Source organism: Teichococcus wenyumeiae (assembly GCF_003696345.1).
Classification (GTDB): Bacteria; Pseudomonadota; Alphaproteobacteria; order Acetobacterales; family Acetobacteraceae; genus Pseudoroseomonas; species Pseudoroseomonas wenyumeiae.
The window spans coordinates 37,840-55,889 of the sequence record NZ_RFLX01000014.1 but is presented as its reverse complement, the minus strand read 5'-3'; the positions used below and the strand labels follow the sequence as shown (position 1 = coordinate 55,889).

The window sequence follows — 18,050 nt, the reverse complement described above, 5'->3', positions numbered from 1 at the left end:
CAGGCTAGGGGGCAGGGGAGAGATGCGCAATCCGCGCCTGGCGGCCCAATTGTGGCTTGGCGGCTGGATCAACCGGCATCCCCGATGCATGATCCGCGCCTCCTGTGTGACCTGAGGACTGCCTGCCATGGCGCTGCGCTGCGACACCATCATCCGCGATGCCACGATTTTCGACGGAACCGGCGCGCCCCGGCGCTTGGGGGATGTCGGTGTCACCGGCGACCGCATCGTGGCGGTGGGCGACCTCGGCGGCGCCAGCGCGGACCGCGAGATCATCGCCACCGGCAAGGCCATCGCGCCCGGCTTCATCGACTCGCACACGCATGACGACCGCGCCGTGCTCTGCGGCCCGGCCTGCACGCTCTGCAAGATCAGCCAGGGCGTGACGACGGTGGTGGTGGGCAATTGCGGCATCAGCCTCGCGCCCATGCGCCACACCGCCAAGCGCCCGCCGGCGCCGCTGGACCTGCTGGGCGATGAGCAGTGGTGGACCTTCGACAGCTTCGGCGACTATGCCGACGCGCTGAAGAAGCAGGGCAGCGAGGTGAATACCTATGCCCTGGTCGGCCACCAGACGCTGCGGGTGGAGGCGATGAATGGCGACGTGCACCGCCCCGCCAAGGACGTCGAGATCCACCGCATGCATGCGCGGCTGAAGCAGTCGCTGGCCGAGGGTGCCTCGGGCTTCTCCACCGGCCTCTACTACCCGCTGAACAAGGCCGCGACGACCGAGGAGGTGATCGCGGTCGGTGAGGCGCTGAAGACCACCAACGGCCTCTACACCAGCCACATGCGCGACGAGGCCGACCATGTCCTGGCCTCGATCGAGGAGACGCTGCGCATCGGCACGCGGCTGGGCCTACCGGTCCATATCAGCCATCACAAGTGCTCGATGCCGGAGAATTACGGCCGCAGCGTGCAGACCCTGGCGCTGATCGAGGCCGCCGCTTCCATGCAGGAAGTCGCTTTCGACATGTATCCCTATCCTGCCGGCTCCACCGTGCTGATGCCGGAGAAGGTGCGGGGGGATACCCGCGTGCTGATCAGCTGGTCCGTGCCTTACCCGGAGATGGCGGGCCGCGATCTGTCCGAGATCGCGCGCGGCTGGAACACCGACATGCGCGGCGCCGCCGAGCGGCTGCTGCCCGCCGGCGCCGTTACCTTCCAGATGGACGAGGAGGATGTGCGCCGCATCATGCGCCACCCGCTCTCCATGATCGGCTCCGACGGCCTGCCGCATGACGCCAAGCCGCATCCGCGCCTCTGGGGCACCTTCCCGCGCGTGCTGGGCTTCTATTCCCGCCAGCTTGGCCTCTTCGACATGGAGACGGCGGTGCACAAGATGACCGGCCGCTGCGCCCAGGTCTTCGGCATGGTGGACCGCGGCGTGATCCGCGAGGGCGCCTTTGCCGACCTCGTGCTGTTCGACCCGAACACCGTCATCGACAACGCCACCTTCGAGAACCCGGTGCAGATGAGCCTGGGCATCGAGCAGGTCTGGGCCAATGGCGTGCTCTCCTTCGCCGAGGGCAAGGCGACGGGCGCGAAGCCCGGCCGGCTGGTGACGCGCGGCCGCTGAGCGGGATGTCATCCGCGCTTCATCCTCCGTCAGGCTGAAGCATGGCAGGATGGGCGGCATGGACAGCGCCGCCCGTCACATCCTGGAACACTCCCGCCGCGGCCTGTTGCGCAGCGGGCTCGGCATGGCGGCCCTGGCCGCCTTGCAGCCGCCCTCCGCCCGCCATGCCCTGGCGGCGCCTGCCCTGCCGCGCGACCCCTTCACCCTGGGCGTCGCCTCTGGCGACCCCTGGCCGGATGGCGTGGTGCTCTGGACGCGGCTGGCGCCGGAGCCGCTGGCGGGCGGCGGCATGCCACGCGCCGCCATCCCGGTGCGTTGGGAGGTGGCGGAAGACCCCGGCTTCACCGCCATCGCCGCCACGGGGGAGGAACTGGCGCGGCCGGAACTGGCGCATGCGGTGCATGCCGAGGTCGGCGGGCTGCTACCCGGCCGCGCGTATTTCTACCGCTTCCGCCTGGGGGAATGGCTTTCGCCCACCGGGCGCACCCGCACGGCGCCAGCGGTGGATGCTACCCCGGCGAAACTGCGCTTCGTCAATGCCGGCTGCCAGAACTACCAGCAGGGGCTCTACACCGCCTGGCGCCATGTGGCGGAGGAAGAGGACCTCGACTTCGTCTTCCACTACGGCGACTACATCTATGAATCCGGCCGCAGCGCCAGCGCCATCCGCCCGCACAACGGGCCGGAGCCGCTGTCGCTGGACGAATACCGTGCCCGCTACGCGCTCTATAAGCTCGACCCCGATCTGGCGGCGGCCCATGCGGCGCATCCCTTCCTGCCCTCCTTCGACGACCATGAGGTGCAGAACAACTGGGCCGGTCCGTTCAGCCAGGACGACGGCAGCAACCCCAACCGCCCCGCCGTGCCGCCGGAAATCTTCGCCCTGCGCAAGCAGGCCGCCTTCCAGGCCTGGTACGAGCATATGCCGCTGCGCCGCGCCCAGTTGCCGCGCGGGCCGGAGATCGAGGCCTATCGTGCCCTGCGCTACGGGCGGCTGCTGGATATCGCGGTGCTCGACACCCGCTCCTTCCGCACCGACCAGCCTTGCGGAGATGGCGTGAAGCCCGCCTGCGCCGCGCAGCAGGACCCGGCGGCGCAGATGATCGGCCCGGCGCAGCAGGAATGGCTGGCCAAAGGGCTGGGCCGCAGCGAGGCGCGCTGGCAGTTGCTGGCGCAGCAGGTGCCGATGCTGCGGGTGGATTCCGGCCAGGACACTGTGCCGCGCCTGCCGATGGACAAGTGGGACGGCTACCCCGCCGCCCGGCGCCGGGTGCTGGAGGCGCTGCAAGGCGTGCCGAATTTGGTAGTGGCCTCGGGCGATGTGCACATGGCCCTGGCCGGCACCCTGCGCCCCGACTACGATCGGGAGGACAGCCCGGCGACAGGCACCGAATTCACCGCCACCTCCATCTCCTCCGGCGGCGACGGGTCCGAGTCACGGCCGTCCAGCGCGCGGGAACTGGCGCGCAACCCGCATCTCGCCTTCACCAACAACCGGCGCGGCTACACCCTGCACGAGGTGTCGCGGGACAGTTTCACCGCCACCTTCCGCGCCGTGGCGCAGGTCTCGACCCCCGGCGCGGCGCGGGAGGACCGGGCGCGCTTCGTGGTGGAGGCCGGGCGCCCCGGGCCGCAGCCGGCCTAAGGGCAGGGGTTCCAGCCGCCCCGGCGCTAGGCTAGGGAAGCGGAAGAAACGGCAGTAAGGCTGTCCCATTGCCCCCTGGAACCTCTTTCATCGCCGAGCCCGCGCCCGCCGCGGCCAGCCGCGCCTTCACGCCATCCTTTCGGACCGGGCTGGTGGCGGCGCTGCTGACGGTGGCGATGTGGACCACCTGGATCATCGGCAGCCGCTTCGCCATGGGCGGCGCCCGGCCGCTGAGCCCGGCGCTGCTGGCGCTGGTGCGCTTTGGCACAGCCGCGCTGCTGCTGTCGCCCTGGTGGTGGCGCATCCGCCTGGTTCCGCGCCGGGCGCCGAAGCTGGCGCTGCTGGGGCTGCTGGCCGCCGGGCTGCCCTACCAGTTCTGCGTGCTCTACGGGCTGCGCTTCGCCCCGGCGGCGGAGGCCGGGCCGCTGCTGACCGGCAACCTGCCGATGTTCATCGCCCTTCTTTCCAGCCTGGTGTTCCGGGAGCGGATCGGCGGCATCCGCGCCGCCGGCATCCTGCTGATCACGGCTGGCGTGGTGGCCATCACCGGCTCCGGCCTGCTGGACCTCGCGGGCGGCGGCTGGCGCGGGCATCTGCTGATCCTCTGCGCCGCGTTGTCCTGGTCCGTCTACACGGTCTTCTTCCGCCGCAGCGGGCTGACGGGCACCGAGGCGGCGGCTTTCGTCGGCCTCTGGTCCGTGGTGCTGCTGCTGCCCTTCGCGGCCGGGGAGATCTGGGCCGCCTATCAGGCCACGCCCACGCCAGTGCTGCTCCGCCAGGTGCTGGTGCAAGGGGTGATGGCCGGGGTGGTAGCGCTGATCACCTTCACCACGGCAGTGCGGCACCTGGGCGCCGCCCGCACCTCCGCCATCACCGCCCTGACGCCGGCCACGGTTGTGGCGGTGGCGGTGCTGCTGCTGGGTGAGGTTCCAGGCTGGCCGGAGCTGCTGGGCTGCGCCCTGATCATCGCCGGGGTGGTAGCCGCCAGCGGCGCCCTGGCTCCGCGCAGCCGGCCGGGCTGAGGCACAGACGGCGCCGGGCCGCAAGGCTGCTCCGCGCCATTATTGCGCAAGTGCGGTAGCCCTGCGCCCCGCCATCGGTCTATCGTGCATGCCACTATGGTTTGAACGAGGAAACCTGAGGTCATGACGGTGCGCGGGTGGCAGCCCGGGAGCTGGCGCGAAATGCCGATTCGGCAGGTGCCAGATTATCCGGACACGGTGAAGCTGAAGGCGATGGAGGCGAAGCTCGCCGGCTTTCCGCCTTTGGTGTTTGCCGGCGAGGCCCGGCGCCTGAAGAAGGCCCTGGCCGCGGCCGGGCAGGGCAAGGCCTTCATCCTGCAGGGCGGCGACTGCGCCGAAAGCTTCTCGGACTTCAACGCCAATACCATCCGCGACACCTTCCGGGTGCTGCTGCAGATGGCGGTGGTGCTGACCTTCGGCGGCGGGCTGCCGGTGGTGAAGCTGGGCCGCATGGCCGGGCAGTTCGCCAAGCCGCGTTCGTCGGATACCGAGACGCTGGATGGCGTGACGCTGCCTTCCTATCGCGGCGACATCATCAACGGCCCCGAATTCTCCGCCGAGGCACGGCTGCCCGAGCCGTCGCGGATGGAATTCGCCTATATGCAGTCGGCCGGCACGCTGAACCTGCTGCGCGCCTTCGCCACCGGCGGCTATGCCGACCTGCATCAGGTGCACCGCTGGAACCTGGGCTTCGTCGCCCGCTCCCCGCTGGCGGAGCGCTACCAGGATCTGGCCGCCCGCATCGACGAGACGCTGCGCTTCATGGCCGCCTGCGGCATGAGCGAGGCGCCGCAGGTGCGCGAGACCGAGTTCTACACCAGCCACGAGGCGCTGCTGCTGCCCTATGAGGAAGCGCTGACCCGCGTGGATTCCACCACCGGCGACTGGTACGCCTGCTCCGCCCACTTCCTCTGGATCGGCGATCGCACGCGGCAGCCGGACGGCGCGCATGTTGAGTTCCTGCGCGGCGTGAAGAACCCGCTGGGCCTGAAGGTCGGCCCGACCACGGATGCCTCTGAGCTGGTGCGGCTCACGGAGATCCTGAACCCGACCAACGAGCCCGGCCGCCTGACGCTGATCACCCGCATGGGTGCCCAGAAGGTGGCCGAGAAGCTGGCGCCGCTGCTGCGCGCGGTGCGCGATGCCGGGCGCGAGGTGGTCTGGATCTGCGACCCCATGCACGGCAACACGCATACCGCCGGCAGCTACAAGACCCGTTCCTTCGACAGCATCCTGACCGAGGTGCGCGGCTTCTTCGACGCGCATGGCGAGGCCGGCACCTGGCCCGGCGGCGTGCATGTCGAGATGACGGGCAACGACGTCACCGAATGCCTCGGTGGCGCGCATGGGCTGAAGGAAGCGGACCTTGCCGCCAACTACGCCACCCAGTGCGACCCGCGCCTGAACGCCGAGCAGGCGCTGGAGCTGGCCTTCCTGGTGGCGGAGGAGCTGAAGGCCCGCCGTCCGGAGGGTAGCCAGTTCCCCTTGATCGCCGCCCAGTGATGGGAGCGATGCCGCCGCTGCCGGTGGAAGCGGATATCGCCAGCCATACGGACGTCTATTTCAACCGGACCAAGCAGATCGTGGCGCGCTTCGGCGATTGCCGCGTCACCTACGCGGTGTTTCTGCGCCGCCCGGTTGTCTCGGCGCCCCGGCTGGTGATGGAGTGGCTTTCGACCATCGCCGCCGAACGCGGCACGCAGATCGATGTCGAGCTGATGCACAAGGAAGGCGAGTGGGTGGGGGCGGGTGACCCGATCCTCTACATCACCGGCGCCTTCACGCAGCTCGCGGATCTGGAGACGCTCTACCTCCAGAAGCTCGGCCCGGCCTGCGTCGCGGCGCATAACGCCTATCAGATGTGCCTGGAACTGCCGGGCGCCGCCTTCCTGGCCATGGAAGCCCGGCACTGCGCCGGCGCCGAGATGCAGGAGATGATGGGCTATGCCGCCGCTGTCGGCTCCGCCGCCGCCAAGCGGGAAGGGGCGAAGGGCTTCATCGGCAATGCCACCGATGTCACCTCCCACTGGTTCGGCAATGCGCGGGGCTTCGGCACCATGCCGCATGCTTTGATCGGCTACGCCGGCAGCACGCTGCGCGCCGCCGAGATGTTCCACGAGACCTATCCGGAGGACAACCTCACCGTCCTCGTCGATTACTTCGGGCGGGAGGTCACGGACGGGCTGGAAGTCGCTCGCCACTTCAAGGACCTCGCGGCGGCGGGGCGGCTGTCGGTGCGGCTGGACACCCATGGCGGCCGCTTCCTGGAAGGGCTGGACCCGGCGGAATCCTACGCGGTGCTGGAGCGCCACGCCCCCGGCGCCATCCGCCGCTACCGCTCCGAGACGGAACTGCGCCATCTGGTCGGCACCGGCGTTTCCGCCGCCGCCGTCTGGCGGATGCGGGAAGCGCTGGACGAGGCCGGCTTCCCCAAGGTCGGCATCGTCGCGTCCTCCGGCTTCGGGGTGACCAAGTGTCGGGTGATGAGCGAGGCGCGGGCGCCGATCGACGTGGTCGGCACCGGCAGCTTCATTCCCAATACCTGGAGCGAGACCTACGCCACCGCCGATATCGTCAATTACGACGGGCAGGCGCGGGTGAAGATCGGGCGCGAGTTCCTGCTGCGGAAGAACGGCGCCCGCAAGCGCGGCAATTGAGCCCCGCGCGGGGGTGGGTGGCTTGACGCCATCCGCCCCCGCCGGGAGGCTGCCGGCCATGCGTATCCATATCCAGAATCCCGAGGGCGACGCCCTCTTCGCCATCACGCCGGCCCAGTGGCAGGCCGCCCTGGCTCGCCACCCCGACTTCGCCGGCACCGAGGCCAGCTTCGCCGATGACGAGGCCGGCCGTCAGGCCGCGCTGCCGCAGGCGGATGTGCTGGTCACCTGGACCAAGCTGCTGGCGCGCGACTTCAAGCCCGGCACGCTGCCCGCCGCCGCCCCGCAGTTGAAGGTGGTCTTCTGCACCTCCGCCGGCGTGGACCGCCTGATGCCCTTCGACTGGCTGCCGGAGGACGTGGCGCTGCTGAACAACAGCGGCACCCATGCCGCCAAGGCCGGCGAATTCGGCCTGATGGCGCTGCTGATGCTGGCCAACCACATCCCGACCTTCGCGCAGGACCAGGTGAAGCAGGTCTGGGCGCCGCGCTTCGGCCCGGTGCTGGCGGGGCGGACGGTCTGCGTGGTGGGGCTGGGCTCGCTGGGCGGCGCCATCGCGGAGCGCGCGGCGCAGTTCGGCATGACCGTCATCGGTGTGCGCGGCCGGCCGGCGCCGCACCCGGCCTGTGCCCGCGTGGTGGGCCAGGATGCGCTGGACGAGGTGCTGCCGGAAGCCGAGTTCCTGGTGCTGGCCTGCCCGCTGACGCCGGAAACGCGCGGACTGATGGATGCGCGCCGCTTCGCGCTGCTGCCGCGTGGCGCCAGGGTCTTCAACATCGCCCGCGGGCCGGTGTGGGACGAGGATGCGCTGTGCGACGCGCTGGAATCCGGCCATCTGGCCAGCGCCATCACCGACGTGGCGTCGCAGGAGCCGCTGCCGGCCGGGCACCGGCTCTGGACCGCGCCCAACCTGCTGATCACGCCGCATATGTCGGCGGATGACCCGACGACCTACAACGACAACAGCCTGGACGTGCTGTTCCGCAACCTGCGCGCCATGCGGGACGGCCAGCCGATGCCACAGCGGATCGACACGCGGCGGGGGTACTGAGCCCCCGCCGGGCCGCGCGCCGCCTTACTTGCCGGCGGCGGCGGCCTTGGCGATGGGCGGCACGAACTGCTGCTCGGTATCCCAGGGGAAGAGGATCCAGGTGTCCTGGCTCACCTCGGTCACGAAGGTATCGACCAGCGGCTTGCCTGCGGGCTTGGCATAGACCGTGGCGTAATGCGCCTTGGGCAGCAGCTTGCGCACCACCTTCAGGGTGGTGCCGGTGTCCACCAGGTCGTCGAGCACCAGCCAGCCCTCGCCGTCGCCAGCGGCGGCGGGGGGCTTGGCCACGACCGGCTCGCCCTTCACTTCCTCATCATAGGTGATGATGGAGGTGCTCTCGATCATCCGGCAATCCAGCTCGCGCGCCACGATGGCGGCCGGGATCAGCCCGCCGCGCGTGATGGCGACGATGCCCTTCAGCGGGGTCTTCTCCATCAGGCGCCAGGCCAGCGCCTTGCTGTCGCGATGAAGCTGGTCCCAGGAAACGACGTAGTAGCGGGGCGCCATGGTCAAAACATCCTGCCGCCGTTGGGTACGGCGATATCGGGGCGAATAAGGACCACCTCGCCATCTGAATCCGGTAGGCCGAGGGTGAGAACCTCGCTCTCGAAGCCAGCGATCCGGCGGGGTGGGAAGTTAACGACGCAGAGCACCTGCCGGCCGATCAGCTTGAGCGGCGCGTAATGCACCGTGATCTGTGCAGAGGAGCGCCTGATGCCAATCTCCGGCCCCAGGTCGATCTCCAGCGCCAGGGCGGGCTTGCGCGCGCCTTCCAGTGGCTGGGCATCGACCACGGTGCCGACGCGGATATCGAGGCGGTCGAAATCCTGGATCGTCGCGGTGCTGCTCATCTGTTCCGGATAGCGCGTCCCCGCCCGGGGAGGAAGAGGTATGGGCGAAGGGATGACGAAGAGGGGAGCGGGGTGGATGGACGTGGCGGCTCTACCGTGTCAGCGTTCGACCCGACCGGTACCGCTTTTTTGCCCCGAGAGAATCCTGATGCGCGATTTCCACTCCCCTGGCCGCAGCCCCGTCCTCGCCACGCGCGGCATGGCCGCGACCTCCATGCCTGCGGCGACCCTGACGGCGATCGACATCCTGCGGTCGGGCGGCAATGCGCTGGATGCCGCCATCGCCGCCGCCGCCGTGCTGGCGGTGGTGGAGCCGCAATCGACCGGCATCGGCGGCGACTGCTTCTGCCTCTATGTGCCGGCGGGCCAGGGCAAGGTGGTGGCCATGAACGGCTCCGGCCGCGCGCCGGCCGGCGCCACGCCGGAGCGGCTGCGGGCCGACGGGCTCACGGCCATGGACGCGACCTCGGCCCATTCCGTCACGGTGCCGGGTGCTGTCTCCGCCTGGGCGAAGCTGAACGCCGCCTATGGCCGCACACCGATGGACCGCATCCTGGCGCCCGCCATCCGGCTGGCGGAGGAAGGCCACCCGGTGCATCCGCGCGTGGCCTCGGACTGGGAAACGGCGGCGCCCAAGCTGCGCAAGCGCGAGGCGACGGCCCGCCACTTCCTGAAGAACGGCCAGCCGCTGCAGATCGGCGACATGTTCCGCCAGCCGGCCCTGGCCCGCACGCTGCGCGCCATCGGCAATGAAGGCGCCCGCGCCTTCTACGAGGGCGAGATCGCGGCCGACATGGTGGCGGCGCTGCGCGAGGCCGGCGGCAGCCACACGCTTGAAGACTTCGCCAATGGCCTGGACGCGGCCGAGTTCGTCGAGCCGATCCAGGCGCGCTGGAAGGGCCTGGACATCTTCCAGTGCCCGCCGAACGGTTCCGGCGTGCTGGTGCTTTCGATGCTCGGCGTGCTGGGCGGGATGGAGACGCCCTCCGGCGGCCCGCTGTCCGCTACCCGCCTGCACCGGCACACGGAAGTCGCCCGCCTGGCCTATCGCGACCGCGACGCCTTCCTGGCCGACCCGTCCCAGGCCGATGTGCCGGTGGCCAGGCTGGTCTCGGACGAATACACCGCCCAGCTGCGCGCCATCATCGACGACACCCGCGCCATGCGGGAACTGCCGCCGGCCGGGCTGGCCGAGCTGCTGCCGGTGCACCGCGACACCGTCTATCTCTGCGTGGTGGATGAGGAGGGCAATGTCTGCTCCTTCATCAACTCGCTCTTCGAGAGCTTCGGCTCCGGCATCCTGGCCGAGCGGAGCGGCGTGATGCTGCACAACCGCGGCTTCGGCTTCCGGCTGCAGGAAGGCCACCCCAACTGCATCGCACCCAACAAGCGCCCGATGCACACCATCATCCCCGGCATGGTGATGAAGAACGGCCAGCCGCTGATGCCCTATGGTGTCATGGGCGGCCACTTCCAGCCGATGGGCCAGACGCTGTTCCTGTCCAACCACTTCGAATACGGGTTAGATGTGCAGGCGGCGCTCGATCTGCCGCGCCTCTTCCCCTATGCCGGCAAGTTGCAGGTGGAACGCGGCATCTCCGCTTCCGTCATCGACCAGCTCAGCCGCATGGGCCATGTGCCGGAACTGATGGACAAGCCGCATGGCGGTGGCCAGGCCATCCTGATCGACCGCGAGCGCGGTGTGCTGGTGGGTGGTTCCGACCCGCGCAAGGACGGCTGTGCGCTGGGCTACTGAGCCCGGCCGCGACTTCCCGAGACCATTGAGGACTTGCCCCGCATGACTGAGCCCTGCGACCTCTCCGCCGTGCAGGCGCGGCAGATGATCGGCACCAAGAAGCTTTCGCCGGTCGAGCTGCTGGAATCCTGCATCAAGCGCGTGGGGGAGGTGAACCACGCCGTCAACGCCATGGTGGCGATGGACGAGGAAGCCGCCCGCGCCAGCGCGAAGGAGGCCGAGGCCGCCGTGATGCGCGGCGACCTTCTGGGCGCGCTGCACGGCCTGCCGCTGGGCATCAAGGACCTGGACTCCACCGCGGGGCTGGTCACCACCTTCGGCAGCCCGATGTTCAAGGACAACGTGCCCGACAAGGACGACCACCATGTGGCCGACCTGCGGGATGCCGGCGGCATCATTCTGGGCAAGACCAACACGCCGGAATTCGGCGCGGGGGCCAATACCCGCAACGCCGTTTATGGCGCTACGGGCAATCCCTTCGACCCGACGCGCTCGGCCGCCGGTTCCTCCGGCGGTTCGGGCGTGGCGCTGGCGGTGGGCATGGTGCCGCTGGCCAGCGGTTCCGATACCGGCGGCTCCCTGCGCAACCCGGCGGCCTTCAACGGCATCGTGGGCTTCCGCCCCAGCCCGGGGCTGGTGCCCAACAGCCGGCGCGCGCTGGGCTGGTCCGGCCTTTCCGTGCTCGGCCCCATGGCGCGCAACACCGCCGACCTGGCGCTGATGCTTTCCGCGATGGCGGGGGACGAGGGCGTGGACCCGCTGGCCTATACCCTGCCGGATGTCGATGTCCGGCGCGGCATGACCTGGGATGCGGCGGTGGACCTTTCCGGCCTCCGCGTCGCCGTCACGCCGGATTTCGGCTTCGCGCCGACCGACCGGCATATCCGCGAGGTCTTCGCCTCCCGCGCCGCCGCGCTCGCGCCGCTCTTTGCCTCGGCGGAGGAGCGGACGCCGGATTGCTCGGGCGCCGACGAGGCCTTCGCCATCCTGCGCGCCGTGTCCTTCCTGGCCGGCTTCAACGACCGGGTGAAGAAGGACCCCAACTGCGTCGGCCCGAACGTCCGGGCCAATGTCGAGGAAGGCTGGGGCTATTCCGCCGCTGATGTGGCGCGCGCCAGCGTCTTGCAGACGCAGATGTACCGCCGCTGGCAGGAATTCTTCGACAGCGGCGTGGATGTGATCATTTCGCCGGCCATGACCATCTCGCCCCGTCTCTGGAGCGAGCTGTATCCGGCCGAAATCGACGGCGTTCCGACCAAGAGCTACTTCCACTGGCTGGCCACCGCCTATGCGGCAACGCTGGTGGGCCACCCGGCCATCAGCCTGCCGCTGGGAGTGGACAAGGCGGGGATGCCCTTCGGCCTGCAGATCGTCGGCCCGCGTGGCGGCGATGCGCTGGTGGTGGCGGTGGCGGCGGCCATTGAGGCGGCGGTGGAAGGCGATGCCACCCTGGCCCGCCCGGTGCCGGACCTCGCGAAGCTGCGCGCGGCCCCGCCGATCTCCGGCATGCCGGGCTTCCTCAGCTTCGACTGAGCGCGGGCTGCGCGCCGAGCCCATCGGCACGCAGCGGCTGCCAGACCGAGACTTCGCGCGGCGCTGCCAGGATCTCCGGCAGCGCCGCGTGCCATTCGGCGCGGTAGGGACGGTGGATCTCCACCTCCACCACCTCCTGATGATCCGCCCAGGTTTCGTAGAGCATGAAGCGGCAGGGGTCCTGCGGGTCCCGGTGCAGCACGGCGTTGCGGAAGCCGGCTTCCGCCCGCATGGCATCCAGCACGCCGTTCAACAGCGTGGTGAAGCGCCCCAGTGCCTCGGGCCGCACGGTGAAGCGGATTTCGTAGACGACGCTCATGGCCTTCGGGCCTCCATGGTCAGGGCTTGCCGTGTGGCGTCATCGGCCGGGTAGAAGCATTCCAACGCCAGTTCCGCCAAGGTGATGTCCACCGGTGTGCCGAAGACGGTGGTGGTGGACAGGAAGCTCAGCGCCCGCGCCTTTCCCGGCACGCGGATGCGCAGCGGCACCGCGATGCCGCCGGTGACCGCTTGCGGCCCAGCAGGGCAGGGATAAGCGGCGAGTTCGGCTTGCAGCGCCGCCAGTTCCGCGTCCCCGGAACGCTCCACCTGCATCCGCAGCCGTTCCAGCAGATGCGCGCGCCATTCCGGCAGGTTCTCGATGCGCGGCGCCAGCCCTTCCGGGTGCAGGCTCAGGCGCAGCACGTTGACGGGCGGTTCCAGCAACCGGGCGGCAGCACCTTGCATCATGGGTGCCAGGGCGGCATTGGCGGCCAGGAGGTGCCAGTGCCGGTCCACCGCCAGGGCAGGGAAGGGCTCGTGCCCCTTCAGGATGGCTTCCACCGCGCTGCGGGCCGCCGCCATGTCCGGCGCCTGCAAGGGCCGCTCCGGGTAATGCGGCGCGAAGCCGCCCGCCATCAGCAGCAGGTTGCGCTGGCGCAGCGGCATGTCGAGATGCTCGGCCAGCCGCAGCAGCATCTCCCGGCTGGCCGAGGCGCGGCCGGTTTCCACATAGCTCAGGTGCCGGGTGGAGACTTCCGCATCCAGGGCCAGGTCCATCTGGCTGCGCTTGCGGCGCTGGCGCCATTCCCGCAGCAGGTGGCCGGCCGGTGGAAGGGTGGGGGCGGTGGTGGTGGACATGCCGGCAGTCTAGCCATCGTGTGCCGCGCGGCCATGACCTCCGAGGTTATCGCGCCGCTGCGGCGGAAGCTCTCAGATGCGGCCGCCGGGCGCCTTGCCCGGCCAGCAGGGAGAGACGCCATGCACGACCCCAAGGCCATCGCCGCAGCCTATCTCGACGCCTGGAACGAAGCCGACCTGGCACGGCGGCAGGCATTGCTGGCGGAGGGATGGAGCGAGGATGCCCGTTATGCCGACCCGCTGATGCAGGCGGAGGGGCGCGAGCGCATCGCGCAGATGATCGAGACGGCGCGGGGCAGCTTCCCCGGCCATGGCTTCACGCTGGAAGGCCCGCCGGACGGGCATGGCCCCTTCCTGCGCTTTTCCTGGACGCTGGCGCCGCAGGGTAGCGCGCCGGTGGCGCGGGGCTTCGATGTGCTGCGGCTGGATGCCGAAGGCCGCATCCGGGAGGTGATCGGCTTCCTGGATGCGGCCTGAGGACGGGTGGGAGAGGTGGCGCTTAGCGCCCCTTCTCCTTCCGCCAGGCCTCGAAGACGGCGAGGTTGCTTTCGTCGGTCGGCGGATAGAGGCCGAGGATGCTCTGGCCGCCGCCCACCTTCTCCTGCACGAAATCCTCGAAGGCGGTCATGTCCACCGCCTCCGCCGCGATCTCGTCGGCCAGATGCGCGGGGATGACGATGACGCCATCGGCGTCGCCCACGATCACGTCGCCAGGAAACACCGGCGCGTCGCCGCAGCCGATCGGCACATTGATGTCGATCGCCTGGTGCAGCGTCAGGTTGGTGGGGGCGGAAGGGCGGGTGTGGAAGGCCGCGATGTCCATCGCGGCGATGTCGGCAGAGTCACGGAAGCCGCCATCGGTCACCACGCCGGCCACGCCGCGCACCATCAGCCGCGTCACCAGGATGCCGCCGGCGGAGGCCGCGCGCGGGTCCTTGCGGCTGTCCATCACCATCACGGCGCCGGGCGGGCATTCCTCCACCGCCTTGCGCTGCGGATGGCCACGGTCGCGGAAGACGGAGAGCTGGTTCAGGTCCTCGCGCGCCGGCATGTAGCGCAGCGTGAAGGCCTCGCCCACCATGGTCTCCGGCTTGGCCTTGCCGCCCACCGGCTGCACGCCCTGGATCATCTGGTTGCGGAAGCCGCGCTTGTAGAGCGCGGTGGCGAGCGTCGCGGTGCTGACGGTCTTCAGCTTGGTGCGCGTATCGGGGTTCAGGGCCATGTTCGGTGCCTCAGTAGATCACGGGTTCATCGACCGGGCGGCCGAAATCGGTCTTCAGGAAGTCGAAGTCGCAGCCTTCATTGGCCTGCTGGATATGCTTGGTGAACATCCAGCCATAGCCACGGCCGAAGCGCTCCTCCGGCGCCTTCCATTCGGCGCGGCGCTTGGCCAGCTCTTCCTCGGAGACCAGCATGTTGATGCTGCGGGCATCCACGTCCATCTCGACGATGTCGCCGGTGCGCAGCAGCGCCAGCGGGCCGCCGATCCAGCTTTCCGGCGCCACATGCAGCACGCAGGCGCCGTAGGAGGTGCCGGACATGCGCGCATCGGACATGCGCATCATGTCGCGGTAGCCTTCCTTCAGCAGCTTCTTCGGCATCGGCAGCATGCCCCATTCCGGCATGCCTGGGCCGCCCTGCGGGCCGGCATTGCGCAGCACCATCACGGTGTCGGGCGTGAAGGGGTAGTTCTCGTCGTCCACCGCCTTCTTCATGCTGGGGTAGTCGTCAAAGACCACGGCGGGGCCTGAATGCTTCAGGAAGCGCTGGTCCATGGCGGCGGGCTTGATGACGCAGCCATCGGGCGCCAGGTTGCCCTTCAGCACGGCCAGGGAGCCTTCGCCGTAGATGGGGTTGTCCGTGGTGCGGATGACGTCGTCGTTATGGACCTTGGCGCCGGCGATATTCTCGCCCAGCGTGCGGCCGGTGCAGGTGAGGCAGGAAAGGTCGAGATGTTCCGTGATCCGGTTCATCAGCGCCTTGATGCCGCCGGCGTAGTAGAAATCCTCCATCAGATAGGCATTGCCGGAAGGCCGGACATTGCCAATGACGGGAACCTTGCGGCTGTAGCGCTCGAAATCATCCAGCCCGATCTCCTGCCCGGCGCGGCGCGCCATGGCGATCAGGTGGATGATGGCATTGGTGGAGCAGCCCATCGCCATGGCGACGGCGATGGCGTTCTCGAAGGCCGGCTTGGTCTGGATCTTCTGCGGCGTCAGGTCTTCCCAGACCATGTCCACGATGCGGCGGCCGCTCTCGCTCGCCAGGCGGATATGCCCGGCATCGGCCGCCAGCATGGAGGAACCGCCCGGCAGCACCATGCCCACCGCTTCCGCGATGGCCGTCATGGTGGAGGCTGTGCCCATGGTCATGCAGGTGCCGTAGGAGCGCGCGATGCCGCCCTCGACCGCCAGCCAGTCCTGGTCCGTGATCTTGCCGGCGCGCAACTCATCCCAGTACTTCCAGGAATCGGAGCCGGAGCCGAGGAACTTGCCCTGCCAGTTGCCGCGCAGCATGGGGCCGGCGGGCAGGAAGATGGCCGGGATGTTCATGCTGGTGGCGCCCAGCAGCAGGCCCGGCGTGGTCTTGTCGCAGCCGCCCATCAGCACCGCGCCGTCCACGGGGTGGGAGCGCAGCAGCTCCTCCGTCTCCATGGCCAGCATGTTGCGGTACATCATGGTGGTCGGCTTCACGAAGCTCTCGGACACCGAGATCGCCGGCAGTTCCACCGGGAAGCCGCCGGCCATCAGGATGCCGCGCTTCACATCCTCCACCCGCTGCTTGAAATGCGAGTGGCAGGGCTGCAGGTCGGACCAGGTGTTGATGATCGCGATGACGGGCTTGCCGGTCCATTCCTCCGGGCTGTAGCCCATCTGCATGGCGCGGGAGCGGTGGCCGAAGGAGCGGAGATCCGCGGGACCGAACCAGCGGCGGCTGCGGAACTCCTCGACGGTCTTCACTTTCGGCAGGGGCGATTCAGTCATGACGGCAGGGCTTCCGTTCAGACGGGGGTGAGGGCAGGGCGGCCGGCACAGACGGCGGCCACGTTGTCGAGTGCCAGCATCGCCATGGCATCGCGCGTCTCCTGCGTGGCGCTGGCGACGTGCGGCGTCAGGAAGACATTCGGCAATTCGGCGAAACGCGTGTCGTAATCGGGTTCCTTGCGGAACACGTCCAGCCCGGCGGCGAAGAGATGGCCGCTCTTCAGCGCCTCGATCAGCGCATCCTCATCCACCAGCGCGCCGCGCGCGGTGTTCACGAAGACGGCGCCCTTGGGCAGCAGGGCGAAGGCCTCGCGCGTCATCAACGTGCCGCCGCCGGCGGGCAGGTGCAGCGAGAGGATCTGGCAATGCGGCAGCATCGCTTCCATCGACTCGAAATACTCGGCACCCTTCTCCAGCTCCGCCGGCAGGCGGCTGCGGTTGTGGTAGAGGACCCGCATGCCGAAGCCGCGGGCGCGGTCCGCCATGGCACGGCCGATGCGGCCCATGCCGACGATGCCCAGCGTCTTGCCACTGGGCTTCATGCCCAGCCATTCACTGAAGCCCGTCTTGATGCGCCAGCCCTTGCGCATCAGCGCGTCGTATTCATGCGCGCGGCGGCAGGCGGCCAGCAGCAGCATGAAGGCGAGGTCGGCGGTGCAGTCCGTCAGCACATCCGGCGTATTGGTCACGATGATGCCGCGCGCCTTCACGGCCTCGGCGTCCATGTGGTCGTAGCCGACGCTGGTATTGGCGACGATCTTCACATGATGCGGCAGCCGGGCGGCGGCGGCGGCATCCAGCTTCACGGAAGCGCCGATCACCATGGCCACCGCCTGGTGCCGCGCGGCGGCCTCGATGGCCTCATCCGTGCTCAGGTCGTGATCGGCCACCAGCGTGTCGAAGTCGCGGCGGGCCCGCTCCTCGGCGGCGGGTGTCACCTTGCGGGCGAGGAGGACACGGGCGCGCGCGCTCACCGGGCGCGCACCAGGATGTCGATGGAAAAGCGCGGTGCGGCCATGGCCATACTCCCCTGAACAAGTGGCTCTCGCCTGCGGCGCGGCCTGTTTATGGATTCCTAGACCCGGCCAAGTCGTCAGACAAGTATCCGATATTTCGGATTTCGCTGGTTTGGGCTAGAAGTGCCTGATGTCCGCCGCCTCTCGCCCTTCCGCAGACGCCCTGCTGGCGCCGATCGGCCCCAGGCTGTCGGCTGGCGAAATCGCCTTCTGCAATCTGCGGCAGGCCATCATCTCGCTGGCGCTGCCGCCGGGCATGCCGCTCTCCCGCGCGCAACTGGCGGCGCAGCTCGGGGTCAGCCAGACCCCGGTGCGAGAAGCGCTGACACGGCTGCAGGATGAAGGGCTGGTGACGGTGGTGCCCAGCGCCTCCACCCATGTCGCCCGCATCGACCTGGACAATGCCCGGCAGGCGCATTTCCTGCGGGTGGCCGTGGAGCTGGAGGTCGGGCAGCACCTGGCCGCCACGCCGCCACCCGACCTGGGCGCGCGGTTGGAAGCGCATCTGGCGGAGCAGGAAAGCCTGCTAGGGCAGGAAGGCTTTGCCCTGGCGGACGATGCCTTCCATGCCCTGCTCTATGAAGCGGCGGAGATCCCGGGCCTCTGGGCCCTGGTGCGCAGCCGCAGCGGCCACCTGGACCGGCTGCGGCGCCTGAACCTGCCCGGCCCCGGCAAGATGGAGACCGTGCTGGCCGAGCACCGGCACATCGTCCAGGCAATCCTGGCCGGCGATGCGCGGGCGGTGGAGGCGGCGCTGCGGCAGCATTTCTCCGCCACTTTCGCTCGCATTCCGGCAGTGCGGGCGCATTACCCGGACTATTTCGCGCCCGGCTGAGG

Annotated in this window: 17 protein-coding genes; 10 read left to right on the top strand and 7 right to left on the bottom strand. The window is 69.5% G+C overall.

Features of this window, described 5'->3' with window-relative positions; genetic code table 11:
• Positions 1–127: 127 nt before the first annotated feature.
• The 6 genes from EBE87_RS17640 (at position 128) to EBE87_RS17615 (ending at position 7,954) form a co-directional block, all read left to right on the top strand.
• Complete coding sequence (locus EBE87_RS17640; protein WP_120636953.1) at positions 128–1,579, top strand: N-acyl-D-amino-acid deacylase family protein; 1,452 nt, start codon at positions 128–130, stop codon at positions 1,577–1,579.
• A gap of 58 nt (positions 1,580–1,637) precedes the next feature.
• On the top strand, positions 1,638–3,224 hold the full coding sequence (locus tag EBE87_RS17635; protein WP_120636974.1) for an alkaline phosphatase D family protein: 1,587 nt from the start codon (positions 1,638–1,640) through the stop codon (positions 3,222–3,224).
• Positions 3,225–3,292: 68 nt separating this feature from the next.
• Positions 3,293–4,246, top strand: a complete 954-nt coding sequence (locus EBE87_RS17630; protein ID WP_120636952.1) for a DMT family transporter — start codon at positions 3,293–3,295, stop codon at positions 4,244–4,246.
• 123 nt (positions 4,247–4,369) lie between these two features.
• Positions 4,370–5,749 carry a class II 3-deoxy-7-phosphoheptulonate synthase gene (locus EBE87_RS17625; RefSeq protein WP_120636951.1) on the top strand — a complete coding sequence of 460 codons (1,380 nt, stop codon included), beginning with the start codon at positions 4,370–4,372 and terminating at the stop codon, positions 5,747–5,749.
• 8 nt (positions 5,750–5,757) lie between these two features.
• On the top strand, positions 5,758–6,903 hold the full coding sequence (locus EBE87_RS17620) for a beta/alpha barrel domain-containing protein (RefSeq protein ID WP_233553070.1): 1,146 nt from the start codon (positions 5,758–5,760) through the stop codon (positions 6,901–6,903).
• A 58-nt stretch (positions 6,904–6,961) separates the two neighbouring features.
• A complete protein-coding gene (locus EBE87_RS17615; RefSeq protein ID WP_120636949.1) occupies positions 6,962–7,954 on the top strand; it encodes a D-2-hydroxyacid dehydrogenase in 993 nt (330 codons plus the stop codon).
• A 24-nt stretch (positions 7,955–7,978) separates the two neighbouring features.
• Here EBE87_RS17615 and gpt read toward each other — a convergent pair whose 3' ends face one another.
• Positions 7,979–8,461: a xanthine phosphoribosyltransferase gene (gene gpt, locus EBE87_RS17610; protein ID WP_120636948.1), complete on the bottom strand. Its 483-nt coding sequence runs from the start codon at positions 8,459–8,461 to the stop codon at positions 7,979–7,981.
• A 2-nt stretch (positions 8,462–8,463) separates the two neighbouring features.
• On the bottom strand, positions 8,464–8,805 hold the full coding sequence (locus tag EBE87_RS17605; protein ID WP_120636947.1) for a tRNA-binding protein: 342 nt from the start codon (positions 8,803–8,805) through the stop codon (positions 8,464–8,466).
• Between the two features lie 148 nt (positions 8,806–8,953).
• Between EBE87_RS17605 and ggt the strand changes: the two genes are divergently transcribed.
• Entirely contained in the window at positions 8,954–10,561 is a 1,608-nt protein-coding gene (ggt, locus tag EBE87_RS17600; protein ID WP_120636946.1) for a gamma-glutamyltransferase, read from the top strand.
• A gap of 42 nt (positions 10,562–10,603) precedes the next feature.
• On the top strand, positions 10,604–12,094 hold the full coding sequence (locus EBE87_RS17595; RefSeq protein WP_120636945.1) for an amidase: 1,491 nt from the start codon (positions 10,604–10,606) through the stop codon (positions 12,092–12,094).
• On the opposite strand, the gene EBE87_RS17590 is transcribed toward EBE87_RS17595, so the two are convergent.
• Together EBE87_RS17590 and EBE87_RS17585 are read right to left on the bottom strand one after the other, a co-directional pair.
• Entirely contained in the window at positions 12,081–12,413 is a 333-nt protein-coding gene (locus EBE87_RS17590) for a putative quinol monooxygenase (RefSeq protein WP_120636944.1), read from the bottom strand. The genes EBE87_RS17595 and EBE87_RS17590 overlap by 14 nt on opposite strands.
• On the bottom strand, positions 12,410–13,213 hold the full coding sequence (locus EBE87_RS17585) for a helix-turn-helix domain-containing protein (protein ID WP_120636943.1): 804 nt from the start codon (positions 13,211–13,213) through the stop codon (positions 12,410–12,412). The genes EBE87_RS17590 and EBE87_RS17585 overlap by 4 nt, the downstream gene beginning before the upstream one ends.
• Before the next feature lie 120 nt (positions 13,214–13,333).
• Between EBE87_RS17585 and EBE87_RS17580 the strand changes: the two genes are divergently transcribed.
• Positions 13,334–13,690, top strand: a complete 357-nt coding sequence (locus tag EBE87_RS17580) for a nuclear transport factor 2 family protein (RefSeq protein ID WP_120636942.1) — start codon at positions 13,334–13,336, stop codon at positions 13,688–13,690.
• Between the two features lie 22 nt (positions 13,691–13,712).
• On the opposite strand, the gene EBE87_RS17575 is transcribed toward EBE87_RS17580, so the two are convergent.
• Genes EBE87_RS17575 through EBE87_RS17565 form a run of 3 tightly spaced genes read right to left on the bottom strand, consistent with a single transcriptional unit; the run spans position 13,713 to position 17,171 of the window.
• A complete protein-coding gene (locus EBE87_RS17575) occupies positions 13,713–14,435 on the bottom strand; it encodes a ribonuclease activity regulator RraA (protein ID WP_120636941.1) in 723 nt (240 codons plus the stop codon).
• 10 nt (positions 14,436–14,445) lie between these two features.
• Positions 14,446–16,197, bottom strand: coding sequence for an L-arabinonate dehydratase (araD, locus tag EBE87_RS17570; RefSeq protein ID WP_120636940.1), 1,752 nt, complete (start codon positions 16,195–16,197; stop codon positions 14,446–14,448).
• 17 nt (positions 16,198–16,214) lie between these two features.
• A complete protein-coding gene (locus tag EBE87_RS17565) occupies positions 16,215–17,171 on the bottom strand; it encodes a 2-hydroxyacid dehydrogenase (protein WP_120636939.1) in 957 nt (318 codons plus the stop codon).
• A gap of 172 nt (positions 17,172–17,343) precedes the next feature.
• Between EBE87_RS17565 and EBE87_RS17560 the strand changes: the two genes are divergently transcribed.
• On the top strand, positions 17,344–18,048 hold the full coding sequence (locus EBE87_RS17560; RefSeq protein WP_120636938.1) for a GntR family transcriptional regulator: 705 nt from the start codon (positions 17,344–17,346) through the stop codon (positions 18,046–18,048).
• The last annotated feature ends 2 nt before the right edge of the window (positions 18,049–18,050 follow it).